We start from the raw sequence: 21540 nt of genomic DNA on the forward strand, positions 1-21540 counted from the left end.
AACCGGACTTCGTCGCGGGTCACTCGGTTGGCGAGATCGCCGCGGCTCATGTGGCGGGTGTGTTGTCGTTGGCGGATGCGGCGAAGTTGGTGGGTGCGCGTGGTCGGTTGATGCAGGCGTTGCCGCGTGGTGGGGCGATGGTCGCGGTGCAGGCGGCGGAGGGCGAAATCGCACTGCCGGAGGGCGTGGCTATCGCGGCGGTGAACGGGCCTCGGTCGGTTGTGTTGTCCGGGGTTGAGGATGCCGTGCTTCGTGCGGCGGAAGGGTTCAAGAGCAAGCGGTTGGTGGTGAGTCATGCGTTCCACTCGCCGTTGATGGACCCGATGTTGGACGACTTCCGCGCTGTGGCAGAGAACCTGACCTACCGCGAACCGGAGATCCCCGTGGTGGGTGGTGACTGGACGGACCCGGAGCACTGGGTGCGGCACGTCCGGGACACCGTGCGGTTCGCCGACGCCGCCACGACGTTGCTCGACGCGGGTGTCACGACGTTCGTGGAGCTGGGGCCGGACGCGGTGCTGACCGGGCTGCTCGCGGCGCTGCTGCCGGACGGCGTGGCGGCCGTGCCGGTGCTGCGGCGCGACCGGCCGGAGGAGGACGTGGCGGTGGCGGCCTTCGCCCACCTGCACGCCCGCTCGCACCCCGTGGACTGGTCGGCGTTCCCCGGTCGCCGCGTGGTGCTGCCGACCTACCCGTTCCAGCGGGAGCGCTACTGGCTCACCACGCGGCGTGCCACCGGGAGCGACCACCCCGTCCTGGGCGCGGCCGTGCCGGTCGCGGGCCGGGACGAGGTGTTGTTCGGCGGGGTACTGGCGGAACCCGCGACCGGCGCCCTGCTGGCCGGGCTGGTGTGGCACGCGGGTCGCGAGGTCGGCTTCCCGGTGGTGGACCTGGAGATCACGGCGCTGCCCGCACCGGGCCGCGTCCAGGTCCTGGTGGGCGAGCCGACCGGCGACACCCGGCCGGTCACCGTGCACGCGTGGCAGGACGGCTGGGTGGAGCAGGCGCGGGGCACGCTCACGGCCGGTCCCGCCGTCGACGCGCGGGTGGACCTGGACCTCGTGGCGGACGACCTCGAACCCGCGGTGTGGCGTGGTTTGCGCGCGCTCACGCCCGGCGCGGCCGTGCGGTTCGACGGGGCGGACTTCCTGGACGACCGGGGTGTGGCGGTCGCCCGCGTGGACGCGGTGGAGTTCCGCGCCTTGAACCGCACGTCGGTCTACGAGGTGGACTGGGTCCCGGTGGACCTGCCGGCCGCCGACGGTCCCGAACCGGAGGTCATCCGGGTGGCGGCGGGTCCCGACCCGGTGGCCACCGCGCACACCGCGACGAGGGACGTGCTCGAGGAACTGCGGGACCGCGCCACCGACGACAGCCGCGTGGTCGTGCTGACGCCCGACCCGGCCGATCCGGGCATCGCCGCGGTGTGGGGACTCGTGCGTGCGGCGCAGGCCGAGGCGCCGGACCGGATCGTGCTGGTCGGCGGACCGGTGGACCGGCTCCCGGCGGTGCTCGCGTCCGGCGAGCCGCAGGTCGTCTTCCGCGACGGCACGGCGTACGCGCCGCGGCTGGTGAAGGTCGCGGCCGAGGTGCGGCCCGCGACCGGCGTGGTGGTGCACCGGCCCGCCCTGCCGGAGCGCGCGGTGCTCGCCGCGCTGACCGACGAACTGCTCGCCGAGGCGTTGCGGGAGACCGTGGACCGGGCTTGGCGCCTGCACGAGGAGACCACCGGTGACCTGGTGTTCGCGTCCACTGTGGAGGGGATGGGCGTCCTCGGGTACGCGCACTACGCGGCGGGTGTGGCCTTCATGGAAGCGCTGGCCCGGCAACGCGGCGGACACGCCGTGACGGTGGTCGACGACGTGGTGCTGGTGGACCGACCCGTGGTGGTGGCCGCACCGCTGTCCGCGTTGCCGGACGGCGTGGTGCCGCGCGACCCGGTGCGCGGCCGGCCGAAGGTGATGCCGGCCGAGCGGGTCGCGGCGGGGGAGGACCGCGCCCGCGTGGCCGAGGAGGTCGTGCGGGAGCAGGTGGCGGCGGTGCTCGGCCGCCGCGACCCGGCGCGGGTGGACCTGGCCAAGCCGTTCGGCGACCTCGGGTTCGACTCGTTGACGTCGGTGGACCTGCGCAACCGGCTGGCCGCCGCGACCGGTGTCCCGCTGGCGGCGACCCTGGTGTTCGACCACCCCACCCCGGCCGCGCTGGTCGACCTGCTGGCGGACCGCCTCGCGCCCGCCGGCCCGCCGCCGCCCGCGGTCGAGCTGGACCGGCTGGAGGCGGCGCTCGCGGCGGCGGACGACGCCGACCGCGCCGCCGCGACCGCCCGGCTGCGCGCCATGCTGTCCCGCTTCGAGCAGGGCGGTGACCGGCCGGACCTCGCCGCCGCGTCCGCCACCGAGCTGTTCGACTTCATCGACAACCAGCTCGGCCGCGCCGCGCGCTGACCACGAGGATCGGAGAGGGGACGCCGTGTCGAACGAAGAACGGCTGGTCGAGTACCTGAAGTGGGTCACCGCCGACCTCCAGCGGGCACGCGAGCGGATCACCGAGCTGGAGGAGCCCGAGCCCGTCGCGATCGTCGCCATGGCGTGCCGCTACCCCGGCGGGGTCGGCTCGCCGGACGACCTGTGGCGGCTGGTCGCCGAGGGCGGCGACGGCATCACGCCGTGGCCGACCGACCGCGGCTGGGACGTGGACCGGTTGTACGACCCGGAACCCGGTGTGCCCGGCCGGTCCTACACCCGGCACGGCGGTTTCGTGGACCACGCCGCGGAGTTCGACGCCGCGTTCTTCGGCATCTCGCCCCGCGAGGCGCTGGGCATGGACCCGCAGCAGCGGGTCCTGCTGGAGACCGCGTGGGAGCTGTTCGAGCACGCGGGCATCGACCCCGGCACGTTGCGTGGCAGCCGGACCGGCGTGTTCGCGGGCGTGGGCGAGCAGAGCTACCTCGGGCTCGCCGGGCCGGAGGAGCTGGAGGGCTTCCTGATGACCGGGAAGCTGGGCAGCGTGGCGTCCGGTCGGATCGCCTACGCGTTCGGCTTCGAGGGACCCGCGATCACCGTCGACACGGCGTGCTCGTCGTCCCTGGTGGCACTGCACCTCGCCGCGCGCTCGCTGCGTGCCGGCGAGTCGGCGCTCGCGATCGCGGGCGGCAGCACGGTGTACGGCTCGCCCACCGGCTACGTCGACTTCTCCCGGCAGCGCGGGCTCTCCCCGGACGGCCGGTGCAAGTCGTTCGCCGGCGCGGCCGACGGCACCGGCTGGTCCGAGGGCGTCGGCCTGCTGCTGCTGGAGAAGCTGTCCGACGCGCGGCGGCACGGCCACCCGGTGCTGGCGCTGGTGCGCGGCACGGCGGTGAACCAGGACGGCGCGTCCAACGGGCTCACCGCGCCGAACGGCCCGTCGCAGGAACGGGTCATCCGCGCGGCGCTGGCGGACGCCCGGCTGTCCACCTCGGACGTCGACGTGGTGGAGGCGCACGGCACCGGCACCCGCCTCGGCGACCCGATCGAGGCGCAGGCCCTGCTCGCCACCTACGGCCGGGACCGCACCACGCCGCTGCTGCTGGGCTCGCTGAAGTCCAACATCGGGCACAGCGTGGCCGCGGCCGGTGTCGGCGGCGTCATCAAGATGGTCCAGGCGATGCGGCACGGCGTCGCGCCGCGCACCCTGCACGTGGACGAGCCGACGCCGGTGGTGGACTGGCGGTCCGGCGCGGTGGAGCTGCTGCGCGAGGAGCGGCCGTGGCCGACGACCGACCGGGCGCGGCGGTCGGCCGTGTCGTCGTTCGGCGTCAGCGGCACGAACGCGCACGTGATCCTGGAGCACGTGCCGGAGGAACCCGCGCCCGCGCCCACCGCGACGCCGGGCGAACTGCCGTTCCTGCTGTCGGCTCGCAGCGCGGAAGCGTTGCGGGCGCAGGCCGACCGGCTCCGCGCCCACCTCGTCGCCCACCCGGACCTCGCACCGCTGGACGTGGCGCACACGCTCGCCACCGGCCGGGCGGCGCTGGAGCACCGGGGCGTCGTGGTCGCGGCGGACCGCGCGGGCCTGCTCGCCGGGCTCGCGGACTTCCCGACCACGACGCCGCAGAGCGGCCGGGTGGCGTTCGTGTTCACCGGGCAGGGCGCGCAACGCCTCGGCATGGGCCGGGACCTCCACCGGCGGCACCCGGTGTTCGCGGCGGCGTTCGACCAGATGTGCGCGTTGCTCGACCCGCACCTGCCGGCACCGCTGCGGGACGTCGTGTTCGGCGATTCCGCCGAGGTGCACGACACCCGGTTCACCCAGCCCGCGTTGTTCGCGTTCGAGGTGGCGCTGCACCGGCTGCTGGAGTCGTGGGGCGTGCGGCCGGACTACGTCGCGGGTCACTCGCTGGGCGAGATCACCGCCGCCCACGTGGCGGGCGTGCTGTCGGCCGCCGACGCCTGCGCGCTGGTCGCCGCGCGGGCCGGGCTGATCGGCGGGCTGCCGGCCGGCGGCGCGATGGTCGCCGTCGCCGCGCCGCTCGCCGAGGTGGAACCGCTGCTGTCGGACGTCGTCGGCGTCGCGGCGGTCAACGGGCCGGCCGCCGTGGTGTTGTCCGGCGACGAGGACGCGGTGCTCGCGGTGGCCGCGCTGCTGCGCGAGCGGGGTCGCCGGACCAAGCGGCTCCCGGTCAGCCACGCCTTCCACTCGCACCGGATGGACCCGGTGCTGGAGGAGTTCCGCGCGGTGGCCGCCGGCATCACCTACCACGCGCCGCGGATACCGGTCGTGTCCAACGTGACCGGTGCGCCGGCGGGTGACGAACTGCTGCGCTCGCCGGACTACTGGGTGCGGCACGTGCGGTCGGCGGTGCGGTTCGCGGACTGCGTGCGCGCGTTGGCCAAGGAGGGCGTGACGACGTTCGTGGAGATCGGCCCGGACGCGGTGCTGACGCCGATGGTCCGGGACGTGGTGGACGCCGTCGCGGTGCCCGCGCAGCGCGCGGGCGGCGGGCTGGTCGCGGCGCTGGGCGCGTTGCACGCCAACGGGGTCGCCGTCGACTGGCGGGCGTTCTTCGCGGACACCGGCGCGCGGCGGGTGGACCTGCCGACCTACGCGTTCCAGCGGCAGCGGTACTGGGTGGCCAACCAGGAACCGGCGCGTGCCGAGGAACTCGGCGTGGCCGACGCGGGACACCCGCTGCTCGGTGCGGCGGTGCCGGTGGCGGGTGGCGACGAGGTGTTGTTCACCGGCCGGTTGTCGTTGCGCGACCAGCCGTGGCTGGAGCGCCACCGCGTGCACGGCTCGGTCGTGCTGCCGGCCGCGGCGCTGGTGGAGCTGGCCATCCGGGCGGGCGACGAGGTCGGGCGGCCCCGGCTGGCGGCGCTGGACGTGACCACGCCGGTCGTCGTGCCGGACCGGGGCGCGCTGCGGCTCCAGGTGCGGGTGCGGGCCGGTGAGCTGACCGTGCACAGCGCGCTCGACGGCGACTGGACGCGGCACGCCGCGGGCGTGCTGACCGCGGGCCGCGCCGAACCCTGGCCGACCGGCGGCGAGTGGGTCGAGCTGCCGGGCGTCGAGCCGGGTGGCTTCCGGCTGCACCCGTCGTTGCTGGACGCGGCGGTGCGGGTGCTCGGCACGGGTGACGCGGTGGCGTGGCGGGACGTCGAGCTGCACGCGACCGGCGCGGAGGTCGTGCGGGTGCGGGTCGAGGGCGACCGGCTGTGGCTGGCCGACTCGAACGGCGGGCCGGTCGCGACGATCGGGTCCGCGTCGCTGCGGACCACACCCGCCGCCGACGTCGCCGCGGCGCTGCTGCGGCCCGGCGACTCGTTGCTGCACGTCACGTGGGAGCCGGTCGAACTGCCTCCGTCGGACACCGTGCCGCGCGTGGTGGAGTGGTCACCCGGTGAGGACCTGCACGCGCGGGCCGCGGCGGCGTTGGCGGACCTCCAGGGCGCGGAACCGCTCGTGGCGGTCACCTCCGGCGCGGTGCGGGACGTGACGGACGTGGCGGGTGCGGCCCTGTGGGGTCTCGCCCGGTCGGCGCAGTCCGAGCAGCCGGGCCGGGTGGTGCTGGTCGACGTGGACGACGACCCGGCGTCCCGCGCGGCGGTACCGGCCGTGGTCGCGTCCGGCGCGGCGCAGGCGGTGGTGCGGCGGGGCGTCGTGCACCTGCCGCGGCTGCGGCGCGTCGGAGCGACCGGCGGTACCGGCGGGGAGCGCTGGGACGGGACCGTGCTCATCACCGGCGGCACCGGCACGTTGGGCGCGTTGGTCGCCCGGCACCTGGTGACCCGGCACGGCGTGCGGGACCTGCTGCTCACCAGCAGGCGTGGTCCGGACTCACCGGGCGCCCGCGCCCTGCACGACGAGCTGACCGGCCTGGGCGCGCGCGTCCGGATCGTCGCGTGCGACGTCGCCGACCGGGACGCGCTCGCCGCCGCGATCGGCGGTGTCGAGCTGTCCGCCGTCGTGCACACCGCCGGCGTGATCGACGACGGCCTGGTGCCCGACCTGACGCCGGAGCGGCTGTCGGACGTGTTGCGCCCCAAGGCGGACGCCGCCCGGCACCTGCACGACCTCGTGCCGGACGCGCACCTGGTGTTGTTCTCGTCCATCGCGGGCGTGATCGGCGGTGCGGGCCAGGGCAACTACGCCGCCGCGAACGCCTACCTCGACGGCCTGGCCGCCCACCGCGCCACCCGCGGCCTGCCCACGACCTCGGTCGCGTGGGGCCTGTGGGCGGCGGAGAGCGGCATCACCGCCGACCTGTCCGACGTGGACCGGGCCCGCATCGCCCGTGCCGGTTTCCGGCCCATCGGGTCCGCGCACGGCCTGGCGGTGCTGGACGCGGCGCTCGCGGCCGACGTGCCCGCGCTGGTGGCCGTCCCGCTCGACCAGGCCGCGCTGCGTGCCCGGCCCGACCAGGTCCCGCCGCTGCTGCGGACCCTGCTGCCGACCACCCGGCCCGCGGCCCGCACCGGCGTGCCCGCCCCGGAGCTGACCGACCTGTCGCCCGCCGAGCGCCGTGCCGCGTTGCTGGCCGTGGTGCACCGGGAGGCGGCGGCGGTGCTCGGCCTGAGCGGCGAGGTGGCCGACAAACCGTTCCCGGACCTGGGTTTCGACTCGCTGCTGTCGGTGGAGCTGCGCAACCGGGTCACCGCGGCCACCGGGCTGGCGCTGCCCGCGACCGCCGTGTTCGACCACCCGACGCCGAACGCGCTGGCCGCGTTCCTGGCCGGTGCGGCGGGCGCGGCGGAGGAGGACTACGACGTGCCGCTGCCCGCCGACATCCGCCCGGCGGCGGAGGTGGTGCGCACCGTCCACGACCCGGACCACGTGCTGCTGACCGGCGCGACCGGTTTCCTCGGCGCGTTCCTGCTGCGGGAACTGCTCTCCCGGACCGCCGCCACCGTGCACTGCCTGGTGCGCGCGGCCGACGTGGACGAGGGCCTGCGCAAGGTCGAGGCGAACCTGCGTTGGTACCGGCTGTGGGACGACGTGGACCCGGCCCGGCTGCGGGTCGTCGTCGGCGACCTCGCGCAGCCGCGGCTCGGGCTGGCGGAGGACGTGTTCGACGGGCTGGCCCGCCTGGTCGACGCCGTCTACCACGCGGGCGCGACGGTGAACTGGCTGCGCCCGTACGGCGACCTGCGCGCGTCGAACGTGCTCGGCACGCAGGAGGTGTTGCGCCTGGCCGCGCGGCACCGCTCCGTGCCGGTGCACCACCTGTCCACGACGGGCGTGTTCGCGGGTGCGCGGGAACCGGGCGTGCCGCTCGCCGTGGACGACCCGACCGGGCCGCCCGCCGAGCTGCCCAGCGGCTACCTGCGCAGCAAGTGGGTGGCGGAGCAGTCGGTGGAGCGGGCGCGGGAGCGCGGGCTGCCGGCGCGGGTGTACCGGGTGGACCTGGTGTCCGGCGACCGGGTGACCGGGGCCTGCCAGACGAGGGACTTCGTGTGGCTGGCCACCAAGGGCCTGGTGCAGGCGGGCGCGGTGCCGGCGAACCTCGCGGGCGAGGTGCCGATGGTGCCGGTGGACTACGCGGCGGCGGCCGTGGTCGCGTTGTCGGCGGAGTCCGGCGGCACGTTCCACGTCTACAACCCCGGCCGGGTGAGCTGGGCGCAGCTCGTGGACCGGCTGCGCGCGCACGGCTACCCGTTGGCCGAACTGCCGTGGGACGAGTGGCGGCGGACCGTGCTCGCCGACCGGGACAACGCCCTGATCCCGCTGCTGGACGCCTTCGAGCTGATGACGGCGGACAGCGCCGCGTTCTACCCGCTGGTGGACGTCTCGCGGACGGAGGAGGCGCTGACGGGCACCGGCATCACGTGCCCGCCGATCACCGACGCCCTGGTCGACACCTACGTGCGGTTCTTCGTGGAGACCGGCTACTACCCGCGCCCGGCGGGCTGATGGGTCCGGACCGGGTCGTCGGCGGGCGACCCGGTCCGCGCTCAACCCACGTGGGACCACCACGCCAGCCCGGTCGGCGTGCTGAGCCGGACGCGCCAGTCGCCGGGCTCCGGGTCGTCCCGCCGCAGCACCGCCACCCGCCCCGTGCCGGGTGGCGGGTGGTGTTCCGCCCCGGTCGGGTCCAGGAACACCGCCGTCGCACGCGGGTCGTGCACGTCGACCGCGATCGTCGCGACCCGTGCGCCGTCCGGCACCGCCACCACCAGCTCGCGTCGCGGGGTGGCCGGTCGGCGGACCGGCACGCCGCAGCGGACGCGGCCGACCGCCTCGGCGGCGACACCGGGCAGCGCGGCGAGGTCGGGTGGCACCCCGATCGGGACCACCCGGACGCCCTCCGCCGCCAACCGGTCGAACACGGTCCGGGCACCGCGGCCGGGTGTCCCGGTGGTGAGCAGGTACACCACCCTCGGTCGGCCGTCGTCGGCGGGCAGCGCCGCGAGCACGGCCCGCGCGACGTCCACGTGGCCGGTGCGGGTGCGGAAGTCGCGGGTGCGGAGCAGGGCGTCCCGCACGCCCTGCTCCGGGCTGACGAGGTCGACGGCGGGCCGCTCGCCCGCCGGCCCGAAGGCCGCCACCGCGATCGAGGACCGGGCCGCCGGCTCGGTCGCCGCGACCGCGGTGGCCGCCTCGTGCCCGCGGGCGAGCACCGCCGGTCCGGCGCGCTCGTCCACCAGCACCACGATCCGCGCGGCGGGCGGCCGCCCTCCGCGGAGGAGGGCCGTCGCGACGCCGGGGTGCGCCGACGGGACCCGGATCGCGGGCCCCGCCAGCGCGGCGAGCCACCGCCGGTGGAACCCCTGGTCCACCGGCGGGTTGAGCGGGCGCGGTGGCCCGTCGACGAGCGCGGCCCAGTAACGGGTCGCGAAGGAGTGGGTGGTCATCCGACGCCCTCCGGTTCGGAGGCCGCCCTCGTGGGTTCCTGTTCGACGGCGGCACGCGCCGTCTGGAACGAACCGAGGTGTTGGAGCACGGCGGGCGCGGACGCGCCCACCGCGACGGCCGCCGCGATGCCGGCGAGCTGGTCGTGGAAGACCGCTCCCGCCACCGCGCCGAGCACGAGCCGGGTGACGCCTGCCGCCACCCGGGCGGGCAGGTCCACGAACCGCCCGAAGGACGGCGGTGTGGACCCCCCGTCGCGCACCCGACCCCGGCTGCGCGCTTCCTGCCATGCTTCCACCTGCGCGAACATCGTGATCGCCTCAACCAGAGCCCCGCCTGCCGCACCGAGAGAGATCGCGGTCAGCAAGTCCATCCGATTCCCGCCCCCGTTCACCGGCGATGGACCGGCCGACGACCGACGGCTACCGCAGCCGACCGCCGACGTCACTTGTCATGGTGGACCGGTGCGTCGCGGGGATACGGCGTTGGCACTAACGGGTGAATGCCGGATCGCGCGGGGTGGCGGTCGGCCGGGCGCGGGTTCGGTGGCCGGGGCGGTGCGGGGTGGCGGTCGGCTGGACGCGGGATCGCGCGGGGTGGCGGTCGGCTGGACGGGATCGCGCGGGGTGGCGGTCGGCCGCCGGGGGCACGCGGTTACAGTGGCGGTGTTCGCGACTGGCGTGACGAGGGTGGGAACGACCACCGGGGAGCGACGAGCCGGTACCAGCACCGCGCGCCTGGGTGCCACGGCGCCCGTGGAGGCTGTCGTGCACGTTCCACCGCTGCCGTCGTTGACCGCCGCCGACCCCGAGGTCGCGCGCCTGGTCGAGGGCGAGACCGAGCGCCAGTTCGCCAAGATCCGGTTGATCGCCTCGGAGAACTACGTCTCGCGTGCCGTCCTGGAGGCGACCGGCACCGTGCTGACCAACAAGTATTCGGAGGGCTACCCGGGCCGCCGGTACTACGAGGGCCAGCAGTTCGTTGACCCGGTCGAGGCGCTCGCGGTGACGCGGGCCAAGAGCCTGTTCGGGGTGGACCACGCCAACGTCCAGCCGTACTCCGGCTCCCCGGCGAACCTGGCCGTCTACCTGGCCTTCCTCAACCCCGGCGACACCGTGCTGGGCATGGCCCTCCCCATGGGCGGGCACCTCACGCACGGCTGGGACGTGTCCGCGACCGGCAAGTGGTTCCGCGGCGCGCGGTACGGCGTGCGGAAGGACACCGGCCGGGTCGACCTGGACGAGGTGCGCGACCTGGCGCTGCGCGAGCGCCCGAAGGTGATCTTCTGCGGTGGCACGGCCATCCCGCGCACCATCGACTTCCCGGCGTTCGCGTCGATCGCGCGGGAGGTGGGCGCCGTGCTGGTGGCGGACATCGCGCACATCGCCGGCCTGATCGCGGGCGGCGCGCACCCGTCGCCGGTCGGGCACGCCCAGGTGATCACCACGACCACCCACAAGACGCTGCGCGGCCCGCGTGGCGCGATGATCATGACGGACGCCGCGCACGCGAAGGCCGTCGACCGGGCCGTCTTCCCCGGTCTCCAGGGCGGTCCGCACAACCACACCACGGCGGCGATCGCGGTGGCGCTGCGCGAGGCCGCCGCGCCGGACTTCCGGACCTACGCGCACAACGTGGTGGCCAACGCGCAGGCGCTCGCGGCGGCCCTGGCGCAACGCGGGTTCGACCTGGTGTCCGGCGGCACGGACAACCACCTGGTGCTGGTCGACCTGACCGGCCGGGGCGTCGGCGGCAAGCCGGCGGCCCGCGCCCTGGACCGGGCGGGCATCGAGACCAACTACAACACCGTGCCCTACGACCCGCGCAAGCCGTTCGACCCGTCCGGCCTGCGGCTGGGCACGGCCGCCATCACCACCCGCGGCCTCGGTCCGGACCAGATGCCCCAGGTGGCGGCGTGGATCGACGCGGCCGTGCAGGCGGCGGGCGACGATGCGGCCCTGGACCGGATTGCGGCCGAGGTGGCGGAGCTGATGGCGGCGCACCCGATGCCGGGCCGCGCCTGACGCGTCAGCGGAACCGGTCGGTGGCGGCGGTGCGTGCCGCCGCCATCTCCGGGCTGCCGCCGTGCGCGGTGTGCCGGATGGTGACCAGCTCGGCGCCCGGCCACGCGGCGGCCAGCCGCCAGGGCGTGCCGACCAGGTTCACCAGGTCCAGTTCGCCCTGCACCACCACGCCGGGGATGTGCGCGATCCGGGCGGAGTTGGCGGCCACGTGGTCGGGCGGCAGCCAGCAGCCGTTCGACCAGTAGTGGGTGACCAGCCGGGTGAACGCGAGCCGGTAGTCCGGCGGGTCGAACCGCGGGCCCTGCGGGGTGAGCGGCACCATCGCGTCCTCCCACGCACACCACTCGGCGGCGGCGCGGTGGTGCACGGCCGGGTCGGGGTCGAGCAGCAGTTCCAGGTAGGCCGCCGCGATGTCGCCCGCCGGGTCGCCCGCCGCGGCCCGGAACCGGGCGTGCGCCTCGGGGAACATCGGCCCGAGCCCGTCGACCAGGAGGTCGATCTCCTCCCGCAGGCCCATGGCGACGCCCGCGTACACCATCTCGGTCACGCGCTCCGGGTGCCGCACGGCGTAGGCGAGACCGAGCACCGAACCCCACGACGCGCCGAACACCAACCACCGGTCGATGCCCAGCGTCGTGCGCAGCAGCTCGATGTCGGCGATCAGGTGGTCGGTGGTGTTGGCGGACAGGTCGACGGTGGGCGCGGACGCGTGGGGCGTGCTGCGCCCGCACCCCCGCTGGTCGAACAACACCACGCGGTAGGCGGCGGGGTCGAAGTAACGGCGGGCGTTCGGGGTGCACCCCGACCCGGGGCCGCCGTGCAGGACGACGGCCGGTTTCCCGTCCGGGTTGCCGCAGACCTCCCAGTACACGTGGTGCCCGTCGCCGACGTCGAGCATCCCGTGGTCGTACGGCTCGATCTCCGGGTACATCACCGTTCCCTCCGTTGATCTGACAGTGCTGTTAGATTAACGGGGACGTGCTCGGCGGGCGACGGGTTTTCGAGGTGGCCGGCCCCTTGACGCGCCTTCGGAAACGATGTTTTATAACATTGTTTCGCGGGAGGTGGTCGCGGTGGTGCGTGCGGGGTTCACGACGTTGGACACCGAGGTGGTCGCGGACCTGGAGGTGCGGGGCGAGCTGCCCCGCTGGCTCACCGGCGCGCTGGTGCGCAACGGGCCCGCGCGGTTCGAGGCGGGCGACCGCTCGTTCCGGCACTGGTTCGACGGCCAGGCGATGCTGCACCGCTTCGGTTTCGCGGACGGCCGCGTCGGCTACCGCAACCGGTACCTGGACACGCCGAGCCTGCGGTCCGCGCGCGACGACGGCCGGATCGGGTTCGGCGAGTTCGCCACCGACCCGTGCCGCTCCGCGTTCGACCGGCTGTTCGCCCGGCCCGCCAACACCAGCAACGCCAACGTGAACGTGCTGTTCGGCGACGGCCGCGACCTCGCCCTCACCGAGACGCCCATCGCGGTGGAGTTCGACCCGGACACGCTCGCCACGGTCGGCCTGGCCGACCCGACGCGTGCCGTCACCGGCCACCTGACCACCGCGCACCCGCACGTCGCGCCACGCACCGGGGACCTGGTCAACTACGTGCTGAAGTTCGGCCGGCGCAGCGTCTACCGCGTCTACCGGGAACGCGGCGGCGTCCGCGAGCCGGTCGCCGAGCTGCCCGCCGACCGCCCCGGCTACCTGCACAGCTTCGCCGTCACCGAGCGGCACGTGGTGCTCGCGGTGTTCCCGTTCGTGGTCAACCCGCTGTCGTTCCTGTTGCGCGGCAAGCCGTTCATCGAGAACTACCGGTGGCGGCCGGAACTCGGCACCCGGTTCGTCGTGTTCCGCCAGGACGACGGCGCGGTCGTCGCGGACGCCCGTGCCGAGCCGTTCTTCGCGTTCCACCACATCAACGCGTACGACCGCGACGACGGCGTGGTCGTCGACATCTGCTCCTACCCCGACGCGGGTGTGGTGGACGCGCTGTACCTGGACCGCGTGCGCGCGGGCGGGGACCTGCCGCTCGCCTTCCCCACCCGGTACGAGGTGGACCTCGGCGGTGCGGCGGTGCGCGTGACCCGCCTCGCCGGCGAAGCGCTGGAACTGCCCCGCATCGCCTACCGCGACCACAACGGGCGCGACTACGGCGTGGCCTACGGCGTCGGCGCGCGGGGCGGCTCCGGGCGGGACTTCCTCAACCAGCTCGTGAAGCTCGACGTCCGCACCGGCACGACCAGGACGTGGCACGAACCCGGCCGCTACCCCGGTGAGCCGGTGTTCGTCCCCGCGCCGGACGCGCGGGGCGAGGACGACGGCGTGGTGCTCTCCGTCGTGCTGGACGCCGCCGCCCAGCGGTCGAGCCTGCTGGTGCTGGACGCGGCCCGGTTCACCGAGCTGGCGCGGGCCGAGGTGCCGCACGCCATCCCGTTCGGCTTCCACGGCCAGTACACGGCGGCCACCCGTCGGTCGCCCGACCTATGATCGACCCGTGACCTTGCTCGCGGCGGTGGAAGCCGGTGACCTGACGGAGGTGCGTCGGCTGCTGGCCGCCGGGGTGGAGCCGGACGAGGACGCGTTCTACCACGCGTGCGAGCAGGCCGGCACGGCGTTCCTGGACGCCTTGCACCGACCGGGTTTCGAGCGGGTGGGCGTCAACCACAAGCTCGACTTCGAGGACCTGGCGGGACTGCGCTGGTTCCTGGACCGCGGTGTCGACGTGAACGCCGAGCACTGCCTCCACCACGCCATCGCCCGCGGGCGGAGCACCCGCGTGCTCACCGCGCTGCTGGACGCGGGCGCGGACGTCGACCGGCCGTGGGACCGGTGGGACGTCGGTCGCCGCCCGTCGGCCCTGGCCGCGCGGTGCGGGCACCTGGCGGCGTACGAGCTGCTGGAGGCCCGCGGCGCGACCGCCGACCTCGACCCGGTGGACCGGGCGGTGCTGGCCGTGGCGCGGGGCGAGTCCACCTCGCTGCCCCGCGCGGTCGCGCCCGTCGCGGGCGTGCCGCCGGGTGACGACTACGGCTGGGTCCTCGGCCAGTTCGCCGCGCTCGGCCGGGCGGACGTGGTGGCGGCGCTGCTGGACGCCGGCCTGCCCCCGGACACGCCGGGGTGGAGCGGGTTCACGCCGTTGGCGCAGGCCGCCATGAACGGCCGGGTGGACGTGGTGCGGTTGCTGGTGGCGCGTGGCGCGGACCTCGACCACCGCGCGTTCGACGGCCCGACCCCGTTGGACTGCGCGGTCTGGGGCGCGGTGCACAACCGCACCGAGGACGGCGACTACGAGGCCGTGCGGGCGGTGCTGACCGCACGGCGGTGAGGCGTCACGCCTTGGTCGCGCGCAGCGAGTACGTCAGCGGCACGCCGGGGCGACCGGGCGGGAAGCGGTACTCCTCCGGACCGACCCGGACCAGTGCCGGGAGGATCGGGAACGGCGACCACGCGCGCTCGCGCAGGAACTCCAGCCGCAACCCCGCCCCCACCAACGCGGTCAGGATCGAGCCCATGGGGTGGTGCCACTGCACGGACACCGTCCGGGTGAGCTTCGGGCCATCGGTGTACGTGCGGTCGTGGTCGAAGGTCTCGCCCTCGGTCTGGAAGTAGTCGTACTCGACCGTGCGCCCGTCGTCGCCGAGCACGTAGAGGAGCGGGTGGAACTCCGCCAGGTACAGGGAGCCGCCGTCCGCGAGCAGGGACGCCACGACCCGGGCCCACTCCGCCACGTCGGGCAGCCACACCAGCGCGCCGAACCCCGTGTAGACGATGTCGAACGCCTCCCCGCCGAGGGCGGCTCGCGCGTCGTGCACGTCGGACACGACGAACCGGGCGGCCAACCCGGTCTCGGCGGCCAGCCCGCGCGCGGTCTCCACGGCCGCGGGGGAGAAGTCCAGACCCGTGACGCGTGCGCCGAGGCGTGCCCACGACAGGGTGTCCTGGCCCATGTGGCACTGGAGGTGCAGCAGCCGCCGCCCGGTGACGTCGCCGACCTCGGCCTGCTCGAACGGCCGCAGCGTGGAGCGGCCGGCGCGGAAGCCCGGCAGGTCGTAGAAGTCGCTCGCCGCGTGCACGGCGGTCCGGTCGTCCCAGTTCTCGCGGTTGAGGCGCAGCCACTCGGTGTTCGTCACGACGGGCGAAGGTAGTCACGGCGCGTGTCGGCACGCACCCGGTTTTGCGCTGAGAGGGGAATCACTCGGGTGCGCGAACTGCAAAGTTGCAGTTTATGCATAAAAATCCGTACGCTGATCCGGTGAACGGCGAACGCGGCCTCCGCGATCGGAAGAAGCGGCAGACGCGGGCGGCGTTGGGCCGTGCGGCCGTGACGCTCGTGGCCGAACGCGGCTACGACCAGGTCACGGTGGAGGACATCAGCAACGCCGCCGACGTGTCACCGCGCACCTTCTTCAACTACTTCGCGAGCAAGGACGACGCGCTCGCCGCACCGGACCCGGACGGCGGGGCGCGGCTGCGCGCCCGCGTCGTCGGCCGGCCCGCGGAGGAGGGGCCGGTGGCCGCGGTGCACGCCGCGGTGCTGGCCGAGATCACGGAGGAGCTGGCGGGCGACCGTGAATTGTGGTTGCTCCGGATGCGGGTCGTGCAGCAGTATCCGGAACTCCTCGCGCGCGTGTTCGCGGGCGGGGAGGCAGCCGAGCGGCAGCTCGCCGCCGGCATCGCCGAGCGCATCGGCGCGACCCCGACCGACGTGTACCCGCTGCTCCTGGCCGCCGCCGTGAGCGCTGCCTGCCGCGTCGCGTTCATCCTCTGGGCCGAACCGGACGACCCGCGTCCGCTGGAGAACCTGATCGGGGAGGCGTTGGACCTGCTGGCCGCGGGTCTGGGCGCCCCGCCCGAGTCGTAACCGAAGAAATCCTTGAAGGGGGGAACGATGTCCGTCGAGACGAGCGAGCCTGCCGAATCCACTTCGGAGCCCGCGAAGAAGGACGTCGTACAAGCGATGTCCGGCTTGATGCTGGGCATGTTCATGGCCATCCTGGCCTCGACGATCGTGTCCAACGCGCTGCCGCGCATCATCGCGGACCTGCACGGGTCGCAGTCCGTCTACACCTGGGTGGTCACCACCGAGCTGCTGGCGATGACGGCCACCGTGCCGCTGTGGGGCAAGCTCGCCGACCTGTACAGCCGCAAGCTGCTGATCCAGCTCTCGCTGGGCATGTTCGTGGTCGGCTCCCTGATCGCCGGGTTCTCCCCGAACGTCGAGGTGCTCATCGCGAGCCGCGTCGTGCAGGGTCTCGGCGCGGGCGGCATGACCGCGCTGGCGACCATCGTGATGGCGGCCATGATCCCGCCGCGCGACATGGGCAAGTACGCCGGCCTGTTCGGCGCCGTGTTCGGCGTCGGCACCGTGGCCGGGCCGCTGATCGGCGGCGTCATGGTGGACACGTCCTGGTTGGGCTGGCGCTGGTGCTTCTTCATCGGCGTGCCGTTCACCCTCGCCGCGATCCTGCTGCTCCAGCGCACGCTGCGGCTGCCGGTGGTGCGCAAGGACGTCAAGATCGACTACCTGGGCGCGGCGCTGATCGTGGCGGGTGTGTCGACGCTGCTGGTGTGGACGACGCTCGCGGGCAACCAGTTCGAGTGGGTGTCCGGCTGGTCCGCGCTGATGGTCGTCGGCGGCCTGGTGCTGCTGGCGCTCGCGGTGTGGGTGGAGGCGCGGGCGGTCGACCCGATCGTGCCGCTGTCCATCTTCGCCAACCGCACCGTCGCGCTCACCACCACGGCCAGCGCCCTGGTCGGTGTCGCGATGTTCGGCGGCACGGTCTTCCTGTCCCAGTATTTCCAGATCGGGCTGGGCAAGACGCCGACCGAGGCGGGTCTGATGAGCCTGCCGCTGATCTTCGGGTTGCTGGTGTCGTCCACCGTGGCCGGCGGGTTGATCACCAAGTGGGGCCGCTGGAAGGCGTTCCTGGTGGCCGGCGGCGTGGTGATGGTCGGCGGCATGGCGTTGCTGGCCACGATCAGCGCGAGCACCAGCGTGTTCATGGTGTCGGTGCACATGGCCGTGCTGGGCATCGGCGTCGGCATGCTGATGCAGAACCTGGTGCTGGTGGCGCAGAACGACGTGCCGGCGAAGGACCTGGGCGCGACCACGTCGACCCTCACGTTCTTCCGCTCGCTCGGCGGCGCGATCGGCGTGAGCGTGCTCGGCGCGGTGCTGGCCAACCGCGTCACGTCGAAGATGACCGAGAGCTTCGGCCCGCTGCCCTCGGGCGAGGCGGGCGCCGTGCCGAAGCTGACGGACCTGCCGGAGCAGGCGCGGGGGATCATCCAGGCGATCTACGCCGACGCCACGGCCGAGCTGTTCCTGATCGGCGCGCCGATCGCCGTGCTGGCGCTGCTGGCCGTGCTGTTCATCAAGGAGAAGCCGCTCAAGACGCTCAGCGGTGACGAGCGCCTGGCCGCCGAGATGTCCGGCGGTCACTGAGCCCGACCGCCGGGACCGGGCCGCGTGCCCGGTCCCGGCGGTTCACCGCCCGTAGTCCACCGCAGGTCACGGAGTCGGCACTTGACGACTCAGCGTCACTCCCCGGCGCGGCGGAGGGCGCTTTCCGGCGGGAAGTTGTCTAAGTTGTCCCTGTGACCCGACCTGTCGGACTGCGGGAGCGCAAGAAGCTGGCGACCCGCGCCGCGCTCGCCGACGCCGCGCTGCGCCTGTGCGTGGAGCACGGCGTGGACGGGGTGACGGTCGAGCAGGTGGCGCGGGCCGCGGGCGTGTCGCTGCGGACGTTCTTCAACTACTTCTCCTCCAAGGAGGAGGCGGTCGTCGCGGGTGACGTGGCCACCGCCGAGGCGTTCGTGCGCGCCTTCGCGCAGCGCCCGCCCGAGGAACCGGTGCTGGAGGCGTTGCGGCGGGCGCTCGGCGAGGTGCTGCCCGACCGCGTGGACCGGACCAAGCTGGAGCAGCTGCGCGTGCTGCGGCGGACGCCGGCGCTGCTGCCGCACCTGATGGCCGCGTTCCACGCGCAGGAGAAGGCGCTCGCGGTGGCGATCGCGCGGCGGGTCGGCGTCGACCCGGACGCCGACCTGTACCCCCTGATGTGCGCCGCCGCCGTGATGGCCACGTTGCGCGTCGTCGTCGCGTGGTGGCTGGACGCGGGTGACCGGCGACCGCCGACCGGCCTGATCGACATCATGGTCGACCGGCTGGACGCCGGGTTCGCCCGCTAGGCGCCGTCCTCGAAGCCGAAGCCGAAGCCGAAGCCGAAGCTGCGGCCCGGACCGCCCCCGCCGACGCGGGGAAGACGGCGGTCGGGCAGCGCCCTAATTTTCAGGAAGCCTGCCTGATAGTTCCGCGGGCGGCGGCAGCCTTCGGGAGCCCCGTCGGCGCGGGAAGGCGTCCGCCGTCGGTTCGCCGCCTGCCACCGTCGGTCAACCCGTGCCCGCGCACCGCAACCCGAGATCACGGCAGGTCGAACCACACCACAACAGGCTTCAGCCCCAGGCCACCGGCAGGCTGTGCACGCCGTAGATGAGCATGTCGCTGCGCAGCGGCACCTCCTCCGGTGGCAGGTCCAGCCTCAGGTCGGGCAGCCTGCGCAGCAACTCGGTGAACGCGACGGCCAGCTCCACGCGGGCGAGTTGCTGGCCCAGGCACTGGTGGATGCCGTGGCCGAACGCCAGGTGCGACGGGCGCGGCCGGGTCACCTCCAGCACGTCCGGGTCGGCGAGGTTGCGGGGGTCGCGGTTGGCGGTCGGCACCGAGACGATGACGGTCGTGTCGGCGGGGATCGTGACGCCGGCGACCGTGATCTCCTCCTTGGTGGTGCGGATCGGACCCAGGTGGATGATCGACAGGAACCGCAGCAGCTCCTCGACCGCGTTCTCCACCAGCGACGGGTCGGCACGCAGCTTCGCCAGCTGCTCGGGGTGCTCCAGCAACGCGAAGGTGCCCAGCGCGAGCATGTTGGCGGTCGTCTCGTGACCCGCGACGAGCAGCAGGTTCGCGATGTTGACCAGCTCGTCGTCGGTCAGCTCGGGCGCGGCCTCGATCAGGCCCGACAGCAGGTCGTCCGCCGGCGCCTCGCGCTTGGCCCGGACCAGGTCGCGCATGAAGGCACGCAACCCGTCGATCACCTCGACGACCTCGGCGCCGTCGACGTCGAGCTGCACGAGCGTGCCCGTGCGCTCCTGGAACTCGGCGCGGTCCTCGTACGGCACGCCCAGCAACTCGCAGATGACCAGCGACGGCACGGGCAGCGCGAACGCGGTCACCAGGTCGGCGCGGTCACCGGCCGCGGTCATCGCGTCCAGGTGGCCGGTGACGATGTCGTGCACGCGTGGCGCGAGCTGCTTCATCCGGCGGACGGTGAACTGGCCGGTGAGCAGCTTGCGGTAACGCGTGTGGTCCGGCGGGTCGGAGCCGAGCAGGTTCCCGGCGCGGATGGCCGGGTCGGTGAGCAGCTCCCGCAGTTCCGGCGGGAGCTTGTCGAGCACGCGCTTGCTGCGGAAGCGGTCCGCGGAGAGCCGCTGGTCGGCGAGCACCGCGCGGGCCTCCGCGTGACCGGTGATGAGCCACGCCTCGTCGCCGTCGCCCATGACGAGCCGGTGCACCGGGCCCCGGGCGGCGAGTTCGGCCTGACGCGCGGAGGGGTCGAAGGGGCGGTCCGGCACGCGCTCGTTGTACTCGGGCGGCAGGCGCAGGCCCAATCGGTCCTGGCTCGGTCCGCGTTCCCGGGAAGCTGTGGGGCTGGTCATCGGCGGTCCCGTTCCCGACCCGGTGGGTGACCAGGTCATCGCTCAGGGTGATGGATGACCTACGGTACCAAATCATGCACGTCGTGCAACTTTTTTCGGCGGTTGCCGAAGTCAACCCCTGGTTCTCGGGATGTCGTCGTCCCGGGTGCGCGGTCCACGATGGACACCGAGCGCGGGCGGCACGCGCTCAGGCGGGTTCCGCGGTGCTGTGCCGGCGGAACCCGGCCCCGGCTGGGGGGAACGGGGTGGACGGGGTCCGGTCGCCCAACGCGACCGGACCCCGTTCGTTCGTCGTGGGTTCAGCGACGGCGACGGCGGGCGAGCAGGCCGAGGAGCGCCACGCCGGCGACCACCAGGAGGACGCCCAGCGCGGCGACCACGCCGGTGTCCACGCCCGTGCGCGCGAGCGGGGCGGGCTTGGGCGGGGGCGTCACCGCGATGGTGCCGCCGGCGCCCTTCGGCGGTGTGGCCTCGGCCGATCCCGTGAGTGCGGCTGCGGAAGTGGTCGCGGTGGTGGTGATCGTGGTGGTGGTGGTGACGGGTGGGGGAGTCGTGCCCGGCGTGGGCGCCTGCGGTGTCGGCGGGACCGTGGTGGTGGTGATCGGCGGTTCGCCGCCCCTGGCCTCGGTCGGTGGTGGGGTGGGGATCTCGGGGGAGGACGTGGCGGCGGCCCCGGTGGGCGACCTCTCCGCGCACGGCGGCGTGGAGCACGGCAACCGGTCCGCGGACGTCGGTTGGGCGACACCGGCACCCGGCGCGGCGAACGCCGCCAGCAGCACCGCGCCGACCGCGAGACCGGCCAGTCGAGTTCGAGACATGCGGCCGATGGTCGCCGGCGCGGGCCGATCGCGCACCGCGGGGAACCGGTTTCCACCCCGGCGGGGTGCCAATACCGCGACCGGGTGGGCCGTTCCACCACGCGTGCGTGGTCAAGCCAGGGCTTCGGCCACCCATTCGGCCAAACCGCGGTCCGGGTGCTCCAGCCAGTGCTGGGTGGCGGCGCGGAGGGCGGCGAGGAACGTCGCCGCCAGCACGCGGGCCCGCAACCCGCTCAGGCCCCGGTCGGCCAGTTCGGCGGTCAGGTCGCGTTCCATCGCCGCGTAGGCGGCGACCTGGTGGGCGGCCAGGCTGGGGTGGCCGCGCAGCAGGCGGCGTTGCGCCACCCACGCCGGGTCCAGGCGGTCGCTCTCGGCGAGCAACCGCTCGGCCGCGGTGGTCAGGACCGCGCGTGGCGGCTCGTCGCCCGGCTGCTCGCGCACCAGCTCCAGCAGGCGGCGCAGGCGCACCAGGTCGCCGTAGAAGATCGCTTCTTCCTTGCCCGCGAAGTAGTTCGAGAACGTGCGGCGGGAGACCTCGGCCGCGTCGGCGATGGACTCCACGGTGACCCGGTCCGGCCCGTGCTCCAGCGCCAGTCGCACCGCCGCCTCGTGCAGGGCCATGCGGGTGGCCGTCTTCTTCCGCTCGCGCAGCCCGGTGTCCATCGA

The 21540-nt window shown here is 74.3% G+C and carries 14 protein-coding genes, 1 pseudogene and 1 riboswitch; of the genes and pseudogenes, 8 read left to right on the forward strand and 7 right to left on the reverse strand.

What is annotated here, in order from left to right:
• Window positions 1-2444: acyltransferase domain-containing protein (locus KZQ38_RS32460; RefSeq protein WP_219447796.1), on the forward strand; the 2444-nt coding region annotated here is incomplete at its 5' end.
• A 25-nt stretch (window positions 2445-2469) separates the two neighbouring features.
• A pseudogene (locus KZQ38_RS32465) lies at window positions 2470-8385 on the forward strand (thioester reductase domain-containing protein); the annotation flags it as partial.
• 41 nt (window positions 8386-8426) lie between these two features.
• Here KZQ38_RS32465 and KZQ38_RS32470 read toward each other — a convergent pair.
• Together KZQ38_RS32470 and KZQ38_RS32475 are read right to left on the reverse strand one after the other, a co-directional pair.
• On the reverse strand, window positions 8427-9326 hold the full coding sequence (locus tag KZQ38_RS32470) for a hypothetical protein (RefSeq protein WP_219447799.1): 900 nt from the start codon (window positions 9324-9326) through the stop codon (window positions 8427-8429).
• A complete protein-coding gene (locus KZQ38_RS32475) occupies window positions 9323-9634 on the reverse strand; it encodes a hypothetical protein (protein ID WP_219447801.1) in 312 nt (103 codons plus the stop codon). Before KZQ38_RS32475 ends, KZQ38_RS32470 begins: the two co-directional genes overlap by 4 nt.
• Window positions 9635-9985: 351 nt before the next feature.
• Window positions 9986-10074: riboswitch (ZMP/ZTP riboswitch) on the forward strand.
• A gap of 17 nt (window positions 10075-10091) precedes the next feature.
• Between KZQ38_RS32475 and glyA the strand changes: the two genes are divergently transcribed.
• Complete coding sequence (glyA, locus tag KZQ38_RS32480) at window positions 10092-11348, forward strand: serine hydroxymethyltransferase (protein ID WP_219447810.1); 1257 nt, start codon at window positions 10092-10094, stop codon at window positions 11346-11348.
• Between the two features lie 4 nt (window positions 11349-11352).
• Here glyA and pip read toward each other — a convergent pair whose 3' ends face one another.
• Entirely contained in the window at window positions 11353-12279 is a 927-nt protein-coding gene (gene pip, locus KZQ38_RS32485) for a prolyl aminopeptidase (RefSeq protein ID WP_219447812.1), read from the reverse strand.
• A gap of 142 nt (window positions 12280-12421) precedes the next feature.
• On the opposite strand from pip, the gene KZQ38_RS32490 reads away from it, so the two are divergent.
• On the forward strand, window positions 12422-13828 hold the full coding sequence (locus KZQ38_RS32490; protein ID WP_308258699.1) for a carotenoid oxygenase family protein: 1407 nt from the start codon (window positions 12422-12424) through the stop codon (window positions 13826-13828).
• 7 nt (window positions 13829-13835) lie between these two features.
• Complete coding sequence (locus KZQ38_RS32495) at window positions 13836-14666, forward strand: ankyrin repeat domain-containing protein (RefSeq protein WP_219447815.1); 831 nt, start codon at window positions 13836-13838, stop codon at window positions 14664-14666.
• Window positions 14667-14670: 4 nt separating this feature from the next.
• Here KZQ38_RS32495 and KZQ38_RS32500 read toward each other — a convergent pair whose 3' ends face one another.
• Complete coding sequence (locus tag KZQ38_RS32500; RefSeq protein ID WP_219447816.1) at window positions 14671-15471, reverse strand: class I SAM-dependent methyltransferase; 801 nt, start codon at window positions 15469-15471, stop codon at window positions 14671-14673.
• A gap of 122 nt (window positions 15472-15593) precedes the next feature.
• On the opposite strand from KZQ38_RS32500, the gene KZQ38_RS32505 reads away from it, so the two are divergent.
• The 3 genes from KZQ38_RS32505 to KZQ38_RS32515 all read left to right on the forward strand — a co-directional run bounded on the left by KZQ38_RS32505 (window position 15594) and on the right by KZQ38_RS32515 (window position 18529).
• The gene (locus tag KZQ38_RS32505; protein WP_308258700.1) at window positions 15594-16202 is read left to right on the forward strand and encodes a TetR/AcrR family transcriptional regulator; all 609 of its coding nucleotides are present in this window, start codon (window positions 15594-15596) and stop codon (window positions 16200-16202) included.
• Between the two features lie 27 nt (window positions 16203-16229).
• Window positions 16230-17786 (forward strand): MDR family MFS transporter, encoded by a 1557-nt coding sequence (locus KZQ38_RS32510; RefSeq protein WP_219447818.1) that lies wholly within the window; start codon window positions 16230-16232, stop codon window positions 17784-17786.
• Window positions 17787-17938: 152 nt separating this feature from the next.
• Window positions 17939-18529, forward strand: coding sequence for a TetR/AcrR family transcriptional regulator (locus KZQ38_RS32515; RefSeq protein WP_219447820.1), 591 nt, complete (start codon window positions 17939-17941; stop codon window positions 18527-18529).
• A gap of 264 nt (window positions 18530-18793) precedes the next feature.
• Here KZQ38_RS32515 and KZQ38_RS32520 read toward each other — a convergent pair whose 3' ends face one another.
• The 3 genes from KZQ38_RS32520 to KZQ38_RS32530 all read right to left on the reverse strand — a co-directional run bounded on the left by KZQ38_RS32520 (window position 18794) and on the right by KZQ38_RS32530 (window position 21537).
• Window positions 18794-20056 carry a cytochrome P450 gene (locus KZQ38_RS32520; RefSeq protein WP_219447822.1) on the reverse strand — a complete coding sequence of 421 codons (1263 nt, stop codon included), beginning with the start codon at window positions 20054-20056 and terminating at the stop codon, window positions 18794-18796.
• A 299-nt stretch (window positions 20057-20355) separates the two neighbouring features.
• The gene (locus KZQ38_RS32525; protein WP_219447824.1) at window positions 20356-20874 is read right to left on the reverse strand and encodes a hypothetical protein; all 519 of its coding nucleotides are present in this window, start codon (window positions 20872-20874) and stop codon (window positions 20356-20358) included.
• Between the two features lie 111 nt (window positions 20875-20985).
• Window positions 20986-21537: a TetR/AcrR family transcriptional regulator gene (locus tag KZQ38_RS32530; RefSeq protein ID WP_257902797.1), complete on the reverse strand. Its 552-nt coding sequence runs from the start codon at window positions 21535-21537 to the stop codon at window positions 20986-20988.
• Between the last annotated feature and the right edge of the window lie 3 nt (window positions 21538-21540).

This window comes from Saccharothrix obliqua, assembly GCF_019375475.1.
In the GTDB taxonomy this organism is placed as follows: Bacteria; Actinomycetota; Actinomycetes; order Mycobacteriales; family Pseudonocardiaceae; genus Actinosynnema; species Actinosynnema obliqua.

What these genes read in the sequence shown, in the direction of transcription:
- KZQ38_RS32470 (WP_219447799.1), bottom strand. Translation starts at nt 9,326, where the DNA reads ATGACCACCCACTCCTTCGCGACCCGTTACTGGGCCGCGCTCGTCGAC.
- KZQ38_RS32520 (WP_219447822.1), bottom strand. Translation starts at nt 20,056, where the DNA reads ATGACCAGCCCCACAGCTTCCCGGGAACGCGGACCGAGCCAGGACCGA.
- pip (WP_219447812.1), bottom strand. Translation starts at nt 12,279, where the DNA reads ATGTACCCGGAGATCGAGCCGTACGACCACGGGATGCTCGACGTCGGC.
- KZQ38_RS32510 (WP_219447818.1), top strand. Translation starts at nt 16,230, where the DNA reads ATGTCCGTCGAGACGAGCGAGCCTGCCGAATCCACTTCGGAGCCCGCG.
- KZQ38_RS32475 (WP_219447801.1), bottom strand. Translation starts at nt 9,634, where the DNA reads ATGTTCGCGCAGGTGGAAGCATGGCAGGAAGCGCGCAGCCGGGGTCGG.
- KZQ38_RS32530 (WP_257902797.1), bottom strand. Translation starts at nt 21,537, where the DNA reads ATGGACACCGGGCTGCGCGAGCGGAAGAAGACGGCCACCCGCATGGCC.
- KZQ38_RS32525 (WP_219447824.1), bottom strand. Translation starts at nt 20,874, where the DNA reads ATGTCTCGAACTCGACTGGCCGGTCTCGCGGTCGGCGCGGTGCTGCTG.